The sequence below is a fragment of the Pseudarthrobacter sp. MDT1-56 genome (assembly GCF_059383555.1).
Genome location: NZ_JBWZCK010000001.1, coordinates 378129 through 391937 on the forward strand (window position 1 = coordinate 378129; position 13809 = coordinate 391937).

The following is a 13809-nucleotide window of genomic DNA, read 5'->3' on the forward strand; positions in this document are numbered from 1 at the left end:
GATGAGGATATTTCACCTATGCCCGAAAATCAGAACAACTCCGTCGAAACCGAAACCGAAACCGTCAACATCGACGTCGAGACTTCTGAAACGGCTGCCCCCGCAGCCGGCTCCGCCCCGGTATTCACCGAGGCTCCTGCGAACAACGACGCTCCGGCCGCTGCCGAAGCCGCACCGCAGGCCGACGCTCCGGCTGCTGCCGAAGCCGCACCGAAGGCCGACGCCCCGGCTGCCCCCGCGAAGGAAGAAGACGCCGAAGAAGAAGGCGTCAAGTTCGTGGACCTCGGCATCGACGGCCGCGTCCTTGCTGCCCTGCAGGACGTTGGCTACGAGAAGCCGTCCCCGATCCAGGCAGCGACCATTCCGCTGCTGCTCGAAGGCCGCGACGTCGTGGGCCTCGCCCAGACCGGCACCGGTAAGACTGCAGCATTCGCAGTACCGGCGCTGTCCCGTCTGGCCGAGCTCCACGACCTCAACGGCCCGTCCCGCAAGACCCAGGCCCTGGTGCTCGCTCCGACCCGTGAGCTCGCCCTTCAGGTCGCCGAGGCCTTCACCTCCTACGCCAAGCACATCGACGACTTCACCGTCCTCCCGGTGTACGGCGGCTCCGCCTACGGCCCCCAGCTCAACGGCCTGCGCCGCGGTGCCCAGGTTGTTGTCGGTACCCCCGGCCGCGTGATCGACCACATCACCAAGGGTTCCCTCGACCTGTCCGAACTCCAGTACCTGGTACTGGACGAGGCTGACGAGATGCTCCGCATGGGCTTCGCCGAAGACGTGGAGCAGATCTTCCAGCAGACCCCCGCGGGCCGCCAGGTTGCCCTGTTCTCCGCCACGATGCCGAGCCAGATCCGCCGGCTGTCCAAGCAGTACCTGAACAACCCGGCCGAGGTGCAGGTCAAGTCCAAGACCACCACGGGCGCCAACACCCGCCAGCGCTACCTGCAGGTCATGGGCCCGCACAAGCTCGACGCGCTGACCCGCATCCTCGAGGTCGAGCCGTTCGAAGGCGTCATCGCCTTCGTCCGGACCAAGATGGCCACCGAGGACCTCGCCGACAAGCTGCGTTCACGGGGCTTCCAGGCCGCCGCCATCAACGGCGACATCCCGCAGCAGCAGCGTGAGCGCACGGTCGAGGCCCTGCGTGACGGCAAGATCGACATCCTGGTCGCCACCGACGTCGCGGCCCGCGGCCTTGACGTTGAGCGAGTCAGCCACGTGGTCAACTACGACATCCCGCACGACACCGAGTCCTACGTGCACCGCATCGGCCGCACCGGCCGTGCAGGCCGCTCCGGCGACGCGATCCTGTTCATGACGCCGCGGGAGAAGTACCTGCTGCGGTCCATCGAAAAGGCGACCCGCCAGCCGGTGGAGCAGATGCACCTACCCACCGCCGAGTCGGTCAACACCCTGCGCCTGGGCAAGTTCGCGGAGAAGATCACCGAGACCCTCGCCTCCGAGGACGTTTCGTCGTTCCGCGACCTCATCGCCTCCTACGAGGAAGAGCACAACGTTCCGGCCGCGGAAATCGCCGCCGCACTGGCAGTGATGGCCCAGGGCGGCCAGCCGCTGCTGGTCAAGGAACTGCCTGCTGCTCCTGAATTCCAGAAGCGCGAGCGCGCCAAGGACGGCTTCGGCTCCCGCGGCCCGACCCGCACCCTGACCGAGGGCAACGCCACCTACCGGATCGCCGTCGGACGCCGTCAGCGCGTCATGCCGGGTTCGATCGTTGGCGCCATTGCCAACGAAGGCGGCATCTCCTCGGCCCAGATCGGCGGCATTGACATCCGCGCCGACCACTCCCTCGTGGAGCTCCCGGCCGACCTGAGCGCCGACCAGCTGAAGGCCCTGTCCCGCACCCGGATCGGCGGCGAGCTGATCCACCTCGAGCTGGACAACGGCCGCAAGCCCTCCGGCGAACGCGGCAGCTACCAGGGCGGCGGCCAGGGCGGCAGCCGCGGCGGAGACCGTGGCGGTTACTCCGGCGGCGGCGACCGAGGAGGCAACTTCAAGGGCAACGGCGGCTTCAAGCGGGAATTCCGCAAGAACGACGGCGAGCGGTCCTCCGCTGACCGTGGCGGACGCTCCTTCAGCGACCGCAACGAGCGCGGCGTAGGCACCGACGCGGCCCGCAAGCCGCGCACCAAGTGGTAACCATCAGCCGCTAGGCACTGCACCACCCTGAAAACGGGCCGGCCCACCAGCCGGCCCGTTTTCGTTTAAGTTCCCTTGGTCACATCCGCGCGTCCGGTGGTGCCGCGGTGCTGCGCCCGCGGGGTTCCCAGGCGCCTGGGGCCCCGGATTTCCGCCGATTTTGACGCTTTCAGGACTGCCTCTGGGCCGATTTGTTGGGAGCGGAATCTTCCGGTAGAGTATTTACTCGTTGCCCCCCTAGCTCAGTGGTAGAGCGCGTTCTTGGTAAGAACGAGGTCACCGGATCGATTCCGGTGGGGGGCTCTGAATGAGGGCCTGTGTCAAGGCGGTTTTTGACCGGCTTAGCGCAGGTTTTCCTCATTTATGGCGGCGTAGCTCAGTTGGTTAGAGCGCACGACTCATAATCGTGAGGTCGGGAGATCGAGCCTCCCCGCCGCTACCAGATAAGACCCCCGGAATCCTCAAGATTCCGGGGGTTTTGCTGTATTGGGAGTTCATCATTTTCCGAGAGCCATCTCCTGGATTCGCCGGAAATCCTTCCGAGTCTCTGTGGAGTGGCTGTTAAATGGCTGCTACCGACCAGATTCGCCGCTGGGCTACAACGCGAAGCAGGGGGTATCCACGCAGGCCCGACAGCGGGCGTCCTGCGCCCTCTCTGGGCGGCTGTGGCCACACCCTGAAGCTTTCGGGACCCGGTGCGCTTCAGGGGCTGTTAGAGCGCCCCGTGAGGGCTGCAGGCATCAGCGACCACAATGGTTTCAGACGGCTGCTCATGGGATCCAGGTTTGCCGGAGCCAACCACTACTGGGTCAGTACGAGTCCCACGCGGGATTGGCGTGGGCTTTCGACGAGACCTTCTCGTCGTCCGAGTCTCCTAGGCGAGCAAGTAATTCGGCAGGGAGGGCAGGGTTTGAAGCCAGAGCTTCGAGAACTTCGACGTACGTCTCCACCCATAAGTTGGCTGGACTGTCTGCGGGGAGGGAATACTCGTGGGGCAGGAACTTATAGCTGCCCAACTCAGTGAGAACAGAGACAGGCGTCCGGGGATTGCTCGCCAAAGCCGCCCACACATCAAAGTCCTTTGTGCCCGCTGCGGCCTCGAGGAACTGAACGGGGCAGTTCCAATGGTCTAGGTGTATTAACCACGGAGGTTAGTGACGCGGCTTGCCGGTGGCTGACCCTTGAGTGAGGTGTGGCCTCGGTGATGATTGTAGTCATGGAGCCAGGCAGGGAAAGCGGCGACGCGCTCGGTCTCTGAGGTGTAGGGGCGGGCGTAGGCCCATTCCTCGAGCATCGTGCGGTTGAAGCGCTCTACTTTGCCGTTGGTCTGGGGCCGGTAGGGCCGGGTTCGTTTGTGTGTGATGTCCGGACCCAGGGCGTCTTTGAAGGCGTGGGAGCGGTAGCAGGAGCCGTTGTCGGTGAGGACGCGCTTGACGGTGATGCCGGCGGCGTTGAAGGCCTCGTTGGCGCGTTCCCAGAAGCCGGCGGCGGTCTCTTTCTTCTCGTTCTCGAGGATCTCGGTGTAGGCGAAGCGGGAGTGGTCATCCACGGCGTTGTGCAGGTAGGCGTAGCCGGGGCGCCGGTTCGCCGCGGTCCCTGTCTTGTTTTTCCTGCCCGCGGCCCGGTCCATGACGCGGTGGCCGCCGCCATCGGGAATGCGTCCGAGTTTCTTGATGTCGACGTGGATCAGGTCGCTGGGCTTCTCGTGCTCGTAGCGGCGGACCACCCGGGCCGTGGCACGGTCCAGCCAGGACAGTTTCGCCAGCCCGAACCGGGAGAGGACCTTGTGCACGGTGGATGGCTGGAGGCCCAGCAGATACCCGATCCGGGCCGGCCCCCACCGCCGGTTCACGCGCAGGGTGATGATCCGCCGCTCCCGCCGTTGCGGGGTTCTCGAGGGAGACCTCAGCGGGCGGCTGGAGCGGTCCTCCATCCCGTCCTCGCCGTGTTCACGATAACGGTCTGCCCAGCGTGCCGCTGTCGGCACGGACACCTGGAACCGCTCGGCGGCCCGGCGCAGCGGCCACCCGTCATCGACGATGCATCTGGCCAGCTGCAGCCGCCCCCGGGGAGCGAGAAAAGCATTAGGGTGGGACATGAAGACCTCCGTTTGTGGAACTGGACTCTAGACAAGCCCCACTCCACCCGGAGGTCTTCTTTTTGTCACCTATCCACGCCGCCTGTCACTAACGTCCGTGGTTAATACATCTAGGGCATTCGTACGCACCTGCTCATCGGGATCACGGAGCAGTTTAAGAAGCAGCGGGAGAGGGAGCATTACGTTCGTGGCGAGCACCGCACGAGCGCCTTCATGCTCTGAATTCGCTATGGCCTCCAGGACTCTAAGAGTGGCGGACGGGTTGGACGCCACGTCGACTGTCGGGTCCGTCTGCGGATGAAGGTCTATCAACTGGAGCATGACGTCCTCCGGGCAGGCCGGATTTTGAGCCAGGAACACATCAGTATGCCGGTTCTGCCCCGCCCACTCACGGAACTTCGCTGCGGGAAGATTCGGATTCCGAGCCATTGTGCGCCCAACACTTGGAACTGGGTCCTCCAGCAGGAGTGGAAGGAGGTCCTCGGGGCAGGAACTATTGCCGGCAACATTAGCTCGGACGTCAGGGTTCTCGTCCAGTGCAAGCGTGTAGAGGATTGGGGCCGGGGTGGCCGAATTCAATGCGACCGCCTGTCGAATTTGCTCGGATTGATGGCGTGAGAACTTGGTGAGCAGCCGCACATCCCCTGTCGCCTGGAGGTGCCAATACAATTCGTATGTCCCCATGTTCAATCCCTTTCCAGCGTCTGACTTCCTGCTCGCCAGTGACTCCGGATTCAGTGTTCCATAGGGAACCGAAAGCCCGGTCGTGCCGAGCTCCACGGCCGCTTAGTTTCAGGGAAGTGAACAATGGGGCGTGGGAATATCGACTAGTAGTCGTTGTAGTAGTCTTCCCCGCCGTATTCGTCCATCATCACGCGGTTGTAATGCGATCGCTGCTGTTCCTGAAGCTCTTCGATGGTGGTGCTTTTGTCGAGGGAGAGGTCCAGCTGCGTTAGAGGGAAGGTCCATTTCTGTTCTACGATGCCGCAGGCTTCCACCAGAGTGGGCGTCATTTCCCTTCCCTCTGGCATCAGGGAGCGCAAAACCTGAGTATTCCGAACCCGGCAATATTCCCATCGCGTTGAGCTATCAAAGGGTGAGTTCTTCCAGGCAAAGGCGACAGCCCGGGCACCGGCCTCTGTCAGCATCCCTGTGGTCCGCATCGCAAGCACCAGTCTCGTTATCCGCTGGGGCGCATAGGCCACGTCGGGATCGCCTCCGGTCCACTCGTATTTGGCCGGCTCCGTTTCCTCGTAGTCCACGTAGAGTGCGGTGTCGCGTCGGCGCTGCAGTTCATTGCGGAGGATCCAGTCTGCATCATTGGGCCCATCGAGATAATGGCTCGGGCGGCAGTCGTCGACGTAGCCCTCGACTTCTGCGTACAGCGACGGATTTCCTTCATGTACGTAGGCGTAAATGCTACGCGCAAGGTGGTCGTAGAAGTACTTGCAGGCTCGGGTGAGCTCCTTTTGGTTGTGCATGCACCGAGCCATGTCCAGCAAAATCAGCGCCTTTGCCGCCTCTTCCGTGCAGATGATGTCAAGTGCGGCCGCGCCGCGGACATCGTCGGCGACGTTGAGGAGCCGCACAGACTGGGCCAAGCCAGCAACATGGTCTCCCAGCCGAGTAAGTCCTTCTCCGATGACTGGGAAGCGTTGTTCCTGCTTCAGCTCGATGAGCCGAGCGATCCGACGTGGGTGCATCGTTGTTACCGAGCGGCTTGGGGTTCGAATGGCGCGAACGCGCCGCAGCACTGCCGCCGGGTAAGGAGTTGTGCGGGATGAGGCATACAGACGCTCATGTCTGCAGCTCCTCGTAGACCAGCTCGCTCAGCATTTTCAGCAGCGCCGTCATTTTCGTCTTGTCGCCCAGCGCCTGGAGGCTCAGGTTGTAGTGGCTGTCCATGGAGTTGGACACTGCGTCGGTGACGGCCTTTTCCAGGTGCGGGCTGCTGCCGAAGTGGCTGCGGGAGTTGTTCTGCGCCTGCTTTTGCAGCGTCTCGTTCTTCACCAGTTCCCGTCGCACGCCCTCGACGAAGTGCGCTACCGCGTCGAGTTCTTCGCCTTCGAAGGGCAGGTTGGCCTGCTGGATGATTTCTTCCCACGTCGCCAGGACAGGATCCTTGGCCTGCCCGGTGCCCACCTCGGTCGGCGGTTTCAGTAGTGCGTCCTCGCCTGAGAGCTGCAGTTGGGCCTGTCCCTTGTCCTTGAGCGCGTACTTCGCCAGCACGACGCCGGAGAGGTCCAGCGCCACCTTCGCGTCGTTCACGCGGAGAACTGGCAGGAGGTGCTTGTAGTAGATCGATCGCTTCTCCAGGTCCGTGTCCGCGAAGTCGACGATCTGGGAGAGGAAGTCGTAGGCGCGGACAAACGAGCCGAGGTCCTTCCGGAACAGGTCCAGCTCGTCCGTGGCGGCCTTGTCGCCCTCGGCGGCTGCGGCGTTGTACCGGGTGTTGAAGCGTGACTTCGCCGGGGCCACCCAGCCGGAGAGTGCGTTGTTGCCGGCCTCCAGGACATATGACTTCACCAGCCCGTCCACCTCGGACTCAAGGTAGATCTGTGCGGCGTCGAGCTTGGCCTGCAGATCGTGCACGACGTTTGGGTCGGAGACGCCTTCGAGTGCGGCCTCGCGGAAGTAGGGCTGGAAGGACGCGAGGATCTCGGCCGGGTCGTTGACGAAGTCAAGCACGAACGTCTGGTCTTTGCCGACGGCGGTGCGGTTGAGACGGGAGAGCGTCTGTACGGCCGAGACGCCGGAGAGCTTTTTGTCCACGTACATGGCGACGAGCAGTGGCTGGTCAAAGCCGGTCTGGAACTTGTTGGCCACCAGCATGATCTTGTACTCGTCGGTGGCGAACGCCTCGGGCAGTGTGCGCCCCTTGAGCCCGGGATTCATTTTGAGCTCGGTGAAGGCCTCGGGGCCGGAGTCGTCGTCGTTCACTTCGCCGGAGAAGGCGACCATGGTGCCCAGCCCGGAGTAGCCAGCGTCGTGGATGTACTTGTCGATAGCGAGCTTGTACCGCACGGCTTCCTTGCGGGAGCCGGTGACCACCATGGCTTTGGCCTTGCCGTCGAGGCGCCAGGCGACGTTGGCGCGGAAGTGCTCCACGATCACCTGGACCTTCTGGCTGATGTTGTAGGGGTGCAGCTTCACCCAGTTCATGAGCGACTTCAGCGCCTCGGATTTCTCCACTTGGGCATCGTCCGAGTCGTAGTCCCGACCCTCGTGGGTGAGCCGGTAGGCCACCTTGTAGCTGGTGTAGTTCTGCAGCACGTCCAGGATGAAGCGTTCCTCGATGGCTTGCTGCATGGAGTACAGGTGGAACGGCTGCGGCAGCCCGTCCGGAGCCTTGCGGCCGAACAGCTCCAGCGTCTTGGCCTTGGGCGTGGCGGTGAAGGCGAAGTAGCTGATGTTCTTGGCGTCGGCACGCTCGGCCATTTCGGCCGCCAGATAGCTTTCGACGTCGAACTCGCCGCCGTCGTTGACGTCCGCCAGTTCCTCCGCGGAGAGGACCTTCTTCAGCTTGTTCGCGGTGGATCCGGTCTGCGAGGAGTGGGCCTCGTCCGCGATGATGGCGAAGTTCCGGCCCTTCAATGCCTGGGATTCGGCGATGGCCTTCAGCGCGAACGGGAAGGTCTGGATGGTGACGATGATAATCGGCGTCCGGGCCACCAGAGCCGCGGTGAGTTCGGCGGATTTGGAGCCAGCGTTGCCTCGGATGGGAACGACGACGCCGGACTTGTGTTCGATCTGGTAGATCGCGTCCTGTAATTGGGCATCCAGCACGGTCCGGTCCGTCACGACAATGATGGAGTCGAAGATCTTCTGATTGCCGGGGCCGTGCAGGGAGCTGAGCTGGTGTGCGGTCCAGGCGATGGAGTTGGTCTTGCCGGACCCGGCGGAGTGCTGGACCAGGTAGCGGTGGCCTGGACCTTCGGAGCGGGCCGTTTCGATGAGCTGGTTGACCACGTCCCACTGGTGGTAGCGGGGGAACAGCAAAGATTTCCGGACTTCCCGCTCGCCCGTGACCGGGTTGGTCTTGTCGCTGATCTGCAGGTGCAGGAACTTGCCGATGATGTTCAGCCAGGAGTCACGCTGCAGCACCTGTTCCCAGAGGTAGCTGGTGGCCGAACCCTTCGGGTTGACGGGGTTGCCGGCACGGCCGTCATCGCCGAGGTTGAAGGGTAGGAAGTAGGTGTCCTTGCCCTTGAGCTCGGTGGTCATCTGGATTTCGTCGTTGCTGACGGCGAAGTGAACCATGGCGCGTCGGCCGAAGGACAGGAGCGGCTCGTCTTTGTTCTTGCCGTTGCAGGGGAGCCGGTCCTTGCGGTACTGTTCGATGGCGTCATTGATGTTCTGCGTGAAGTCCGTCTTGAGCTCGATGGTGGCGACCGGCAGGCCGTTGACGAACAGCACCAGGTCGATGCTCTTCATGGTGTCGACCGTGGAGTAGTGCACCTGCCGGAGCACCCGGAGGCGGACCTTGCCGTACCGCTCCAGGGTCTCCGGGTTCAGGCCCATGGCCGGCTTGAACTGGCACATCTCAAACTTCGCGGCGACATCCTTGAACCCGGTGCGCAGCACGGAGAGCATGCCGGCCTCCTTCGCCGCCGGCTTGTCCAAAACCTTGCAGAGCCGATCCAGGAGCAGCCGCTTCGCCACCTCGTGCTCGGCGGGGGAGTCCGTAGGCTTCAGGACCTTGGCCAGCTGCTCCGGCTGGGTGTCCGCCAGCCACGCGAAGACATCCTCCGGCACAAGCGCGCGGCTTGCGTCGTAGAGTTCGCCGGCCTTGCGGTGCGGCTCGTAGATCCATCCCTCGGCGGCAAGGGCTTGGCAGATCTCGTCCTCGAAGGTCACTTCATTGTGCTGCGCCATACGGGTCCCCCTAGAAACTGTCGAAAAAGTCCTGGTCCAGCTTTTTCACGACTACTGTCCGGTCGACCTGGACACCGACGCCGTACTCGAACATGAGCGACGCCAGCCGCTGCCCATCGATAAGAATCAGCGTGTAGTGTGCGGTGTCGCGTGCGACAGCTCGCGCTCCGGTGGTGAACGTCGAGGTGGTGATGAAGATCCCCTTGGTAGCGCGGAACTGGCCCAACGCTCCGCTGAAGGCCTGCACCTCGGGTGCTCCGACATTGTTCCCCTCCGAGTAGCGTTTGGCCTGGAGGTAGACCCGATCGAACCCGAGCGCGTCCTGCCAGACAATTCCGTCGATGCCCTTGTCGCCTGATCGCTGCGTGGGCTTCAGGTTGTCTTCGCGGTCTGTTCCGTAGCCAAGCGCTCGCACGACAAACGGAATGAGGCGTTCGAAGGCGTCGGGAGAGAGTTCGAGCAGATTGCGGTAAATCTCGTCGATGACAACTCGATTGAGCTGGTCTGCAGACTGCTCGAGGGCCTCGGACGGATCGGCGCCGACTCCAACTTCGGAGAGGGCGGCAACCGGTTCGAGACCGGGAAGGACCGTCTTCTTGGGCGCCTTCGACGTGTTCTGGTACGCCCGGTACGACTCGTATTCCAGCAGCGTCTGATAGGTGATTTCCGCAGTAGAGGACACCCGGCGAAGGCCCTCGTCGCTGATCTTGTACTGCCCGCGCGCCTCGCGCACGAGCAAACCGGCCTTCATGGAGTCGAAGACCGCCCAGTTGATCCTGTTGGCCCAACGAGCCTCACCGGAGGACATGACTTCCGCCATGTCCTCTTCGGTCAGACGGGTGCGCTCAGCCACGGCCGTCCTGATCTCGGCATTCCGGCGGATATGGCCATCCGACATGACCCGCAGAACCGGATCAACGAATCCATGCCACTGAGGCAGAGTCATAGTTTTGAAGCTCCTTCTCGAACGTCAATTTTGCCGGTGACTGCAGCGGAAATGAGGGCGGAGCGACGCTCTCCTAACAGATCAAGGCTCCGCACTACACGTTCTTGTAGTGTGTCCATCGCTGTGAGCTTCTCTCCAATTGCCGTTGCGATCGCCTTTTGATCATGAAGAGGCGGGACTGGGAGGTGGAGGAGTGCGAAGTTTGCGAACCGGAGGGCTTGACCGTCCCGAACAAGATTGCTAGTCGACTGCAGGCCAGCGATATATCGATTGCATTTGAAGAGCCACCGGAAGTATTCGACGTCTACTGATGGGTTAGGGACGAGCATCACGTATGCGGAACTGATCTTGCCGCGTACGCGCGAAAGCTCAAGGCCACCTTGGAAACTTCGCATGCTGATAACGAAATCGTCAGGCTCTACGTGCTTAAGAATCTCTTCGCCCTTGATAACCGAAGTTACGCGGTTCCCCGTCATTGCAACGAAGCTTGCTTGCGTCAGAATCCCGTATGCCTGCGACGAAGTCAGCTGTTCGTCGTCAGCGCGAGCTCTTTCGCCTCTCTCACTGAATATGCGACGCGATCCCAATACATCCCAGTGTCCGGGCACCTCGCCGAGCCAGGGGATGCCGGAGGGTTTGGTGGGGGCCGTTGGGTCGAGGCCTTTGGTGACGGCGTGGGTGATGACGGCCTGGCGCTTCTCGGCGAGCAGCTTGATGAGCCGCTCCTGCTTGCCGATCAGTTCGTCGATCTGTGCGGTTTCGCGGTCGAGGAACTCAGAGATTGCACTCTGGATCGCGTGGCTAGGGAACGGCATTTGAAAAGAACGAAAGTCATTCTGGCTCAGGTTCTGCATGCTACTGCTGGTGCCAACACATATGGCGGCAACCTGGTCGCGATATTCCCGCGTTTGCATCCACCAGTAGACAAATCTTGCGACTGCGGCTTCGGACGTCCGCACTTGCCAAAGCCGATCCGGAAGATACAGATTGTCATAATCACGCTGAGTGTGGCCAGCAGCACCCACAAGAGCCGGCGTGTTCATGCGACTGACGATCAGCCTGTCGGAACGGACTGGACAGGACGCGCGGTCAAGCTCGTCTGGATCCACGACTTTGTTTTCCGTTGCATCGAAGTATCCGTTGGAAACACAACTAGTCTTCAGCACGCCTACTTCGTCTTCAGCGGATGGGAAGTCCATCGCATTTACGCTGGTGCCGCTTTCGATCGCTGCCACCGCACGGCGGACTGCCAATTGAGGGTACGTCACTTCTCGACCTCGGCCAACAGAGTCGTGATCTCGCCGATGAGCTTGTTGAGGTCGGCGTCGATCTCGTCCAGCGACCTGGGCGCTACGTACTTGTAGAAGTGCCGGGTGAAGGGGATTTCGTATCCGACCTTGGTCTTGGTTTCGTCGATCCAAGCGTCGGGGACGTGGGGGAGGACTTCGCGTTCAAAGTAGGCCGTGATGTCCTGACGCAGCGGGACGTTTTCGGTGTCGCGGAGATCCGTATCTGCCTCGGGTGTTCCCTTCGGGCTCTGGCAGACGTCGGCTGTTTCGTCGCGTTCGGAGAGCCCAGCCAGGATCGTTTTCAGGACCGGGGCGCCGAGCTTGAGCCCGGCGCCGGCAAGAGCCGACTTGAGGACCTTGAGGAAAGCCTCACGGTTCTTCCAGAGCTTCGGCTCGTCTTCGCCGAGCCGGGTGAGCGTCTTTTCGAGCAGCTGCCGGTCGTCGTCGGACATTTTCTCGACCGGCTTCTGCGCCAGAACGGCGTCGATCCTCTCGGGCGTACAGGCGAAGTTGAGCTTCAACGGGAGCTCCACCGTGATGGTGGAGTAGCCGAAGTCCTGGTTGGTGAAGATCTTGGAGGTCTCGCCGTCGTACTCAAAGGCGCCGTAGAGCTGGACGATCTTGGTGATGTCCTTGGGTCCGAGTTCCTTGCGTTTGGAGCCAAGGCTCTTGCGCATCTTCTGAAAGAAATCCACGCCGTTGATGAGCTGGATCTTGCCGACGCGCTCCGAGTGTTTCTGCCTCTTGCTGTTGGAGAGGATCCAGATGTAGGTGGCGATGCCAGTGTTGTAGAACATGTCCGTGGGCAGTGCGATGATGGCCTCAACGAGGTCGTTCTCAATGACGTATTTGCGGATTTCGGACTCGCCGGAGCCAGCCCCGCCGGTGAAGAGGGGCGATCCGTTCAGGACGATGCCAATGCGGGAGCCGCCGTCGTGCGCGGGACGCATCTTGCGGATCAGGTGCAGCAGGAACAGCAGCGAGCCGTCGCTGACGCGAGGCAGGCCCGGACCGAAGCGGCCGTCGAAGCCGTGGAGTTCGTGTTCCTTCTGGATCTGCGGCTGGATTTTCTTCCACTCGACGCCGAACGGCGGGTTGGAGAGCATGAAGTCGAACTGCTGGCCGATGTTCTGGTCGTTCGCGAGGGTGTCTCCGACGGAGATCTTGGAGATGTCCTGGCCCTTGATGAGCAGGTCCGATTTGCAGATGGCGTAGGACTCGTCGTTGATTTCCTGGCCATACGCGACTAGGGAGGCGCTCGGGTTGAGGGAGTGGAGGTGTTCCTGGGCGACGGTGAGCATGCCGCCGGTTCCGGCGGTGGGATCGTAGATGGACCGGACGATGCCTTCCTTGGTGAGGACGTCGTCGTCGTAGTTCAGCAGGAGCTGGACCATGAGCTGGATGACCTCGCGCGGGGTGAAGTGCTCACCGGCGGTTTCGTTGGAGGCTTCGGCGAAGCGGCGGATGAGTTCCTCGAACATGAGGCCCATCTCGATGTTGCTGATGGTCTCTGGGTGGAGGTCGATCGCGGCGAAGTCCTTGGTGACGTGGTAGAGCAGGTCCGAGCTGTCCAGCTTCTCGAGCGTCTTGTAGAACTCGAAACGCTCGAAGATGTCCCGGGTGTTCTCTGAGAAGCCCTGGACGTAGTTGAGGATGTTCGCCTTGATGTTGGTGGGGTCATCCAGGAGCTTGGCGAAGTTGAACTTGGAGGTGTTGAAGAAGCTGTGGCCCGAGGCCTTCTGCAGGAAGGTGTCCAGCGGGATGTTGAGGTCCTTCTTGGCTTCCTGCTCGGCGAGGACCGCGTCCTTGGTGGAATCCAGGACGCAGTCGAGGCGGCGGAGAATGGTGAAGGGGAGGACCACCGACCCGTACTGCGCCGGTTTGTAGGTGCCCCGCAGAATATTTGCGATGCTCCACACAAGGTTGGCGTTGTTGTTGCCGGCCACTGCTCCCACTTTCCTTTGCTACGGGCAGTGGGGCGTCAACGCTCGAGGCTGGCACAGCCAAGGCAGGGTCCCCATTGCCGTGCAGCTTTCATCGATCTCGCACGTACTTGCCTTGAATTGTATGGGGAGGGAGGTCGTTATCTAACAAAGGCTGTCGCATAACGGCGCTGAGCCAGAGTCCGGCCCGCGAATAGGGCATCAGCCGCGAAACCCTCTGCCAGTACTCAAGACAACGAACTGACGGCCCCGCCCCTTGGTGCAGCCGACTACGGAAACTCACAAACATCGATGAACTGTCGGAGTGAGTCAGGAACCGTCCCTATTCTGTATGATCGGAAACCGTGCGTAGGGCTACTGCCGCACACAAGGTGGTATGGAAGCAATTGCGTTTGTCGTGTCCTTCGTGGACTCATCCGTCGCCATCAGCCAGACATCCTTGTTGTGTGCCTGGGCTTCTGTGTCTCCTGGGCAATCGCTCGACACCAAGGCCGCCGACGG

The 13809-nt window shown here is 62.0% G+C and carries 8 protein-coding genes and 2 tRNA genes; 3 read left to right on the forward strand and 7 right to left on the reverse strand.

The window, feature by feature from the left end:
- Window positions 1-18 precede the first annotated feature (18 nt).
- From AC50YC_RS01850 to AC50YC_RS01860, 3 genes are all read left to right on the forward strand, one after another.
- Window positions 19-2157 carry a DEAD/DEAH box helicase gene (locus AC50YC_RS01850; RefSeq protein ID WP_494951943.1) on the forward strand — a complete coding sequence of 713 codons (2139 nt, stop codon included), beginning with the start codon at window positions 19-21 and terminating at the stop codon, window positions 2155-2157.
- Between the two features lie 231 nt (window positions 2158-2388).
- Window positions 2389-2460, forward strand: a tRNA-Thr gene (locus tag AC50YC_RS01855).
- A gap of 62 nt (window positions 2461-2522) precedes the next feature.
- Window positions 2523-2599: transfer RNA gene (locus AC50YC_RS01860), tRNA-Met, on the forward strand.
- 696 nt (window positions 2600-3295) lie between these two features.
- Here the strand turns inward: AC50YC_RS01860 and AC50YC_RS01865 are convergent.
- From AC50YC_RS01865 to AC50YC_RS01895, 7 genes are all read right to left on the reverse strand, one after another.
- The gene (locus AC50YC_RS01865; protein ID WP_494951944.1) at window positions 3296-4255 is read right to left on the reverse strand and encodes an IS481 family transposase; all 960 of its coding nucleotides are present in this window, start codon (window positions 4253-4255) and stop codon (window positions 3296-3298) included.
- A 69-nt stretch (window positions 4256-4324) separates the two neighbouring features.
- Window positions 4325-4939: a hypothetical protein gene (locus tag AC50YC_RS01870; RefSeq protein WP_494951945.1), complete on the reverse strand. Its 615-nt coding sequence runs from the start codon at window positions 4937-4939 to the stop codon at window positions 4325-4327.
- Window positions 4940-5082: 143 nt separating this feature from the next.
- Entirely contained in the window at window positions 5083-5958 is an 876-nt protein-coding gene (locus AC50YC_RS01875; protein ID WP_494952168.1) for an AbiV family abortive infection protein, read from the reverse strand.
- Window positions 5959-6052: 94 nt separating this feature from the next.
- Window positions 6053-9130 (reverse strand): type I restriction endonuclease subunit R, encoded by a 3078-nt coding sequence (locus AC50YC_RS01880; protein WP_494951946.1) that lies wholly within the window; start codon window positions 9128-9130, stop codon window positions 6053-6055.
- Between the two features lie 10 nt (window positions 9131-9140).
- Window positions 9141-10076, reverse strand: coding sequence for a restriction endonuclease (locus tag AC50YC_RS01885; protein WP_494951947.1), 936 nt, complete (start codon window positions 10074-10076; stop codon window positions 9141-9143).
- Window positions 10073-11344 (reverse strand): restriction endonuclease subunit S domain-containing protein, encoded by a 1272-nt coding sequence (locus AC50YC_RS01890; RefSeq protein ID WP_494951948.1) that lies wholly within the window; start codon window positions 11342-11344, stop codon window positions 10073-10075. The genes AC50YC_RS01885 and AC50YC_RS01890 overlap by 4 nt, the downstream gene beginning before the upstream one ends.
- Window positions 11341-13311 (reverse strand): type I restriction-modification system subunit M, encoded by a 1971-nt coding sequence (locus AC50YC_RS01895; RefSeq protein WP_494951949.1) that lies wholly within the window; start codon window positions 13309-13311, stop codon window positions 11341-11343. Before AC50YC_RS01895 ends, AC50YC_RS01890 begins: the two co-directional genes overlap by 4 nt.
- Between the last annotated feature and the right edge of the window lie 498 nt (window positions 13312-13809).

Excerpts from the sequence above, each read along its gene's own strand:
- AC50YC_RS01850 (WP_494951943.1), top strand. The coding sequence starts at position 19 with ATGCCCGAAAATCAGAACAACTCCGTCGAAACCGAAACCGAAACCGTC.
- AC50YC_RS01865 (WP_494951944.1), bottom strand. The coding sequence starts at position 4,255 with ATGTCCCACCCTAATGCTTTTCTCGCTCCCCGGGGGCGGCTGCAGCTG.
- AC50YC_RS01885 (WP_494951947.1), bottom strand. The coding sequence starts at position 10,076 with ATGACTCTGCCTCAGTGGCATGGATTCGTTGATCCGGTTCTGCGGGTC.
- AC50YC_RS01875 (WP_494952168.1), bottom strand. The coding sequence starts at position 5,958 with ATGCACCCACGTCGGATCGCTCGGCTCATCGAGCTGAAGCAGGAACAA.
- AC50YC_RS01870 (WP_494951945.1), bottom strand. The coding sequence starts at position 4,939 with ATGGGGACATACGAATTGTATTGGCACCTCCAGGCGACAGGGGATGTG.
- AC50YC_RS01880 (WP_494951946.1), bottom strand. The coding sequence starts at position 9,130 with ATGGCGCAGCACAATGAAGTGACCTTCGAGGACGAGATCTGCCAAGCC.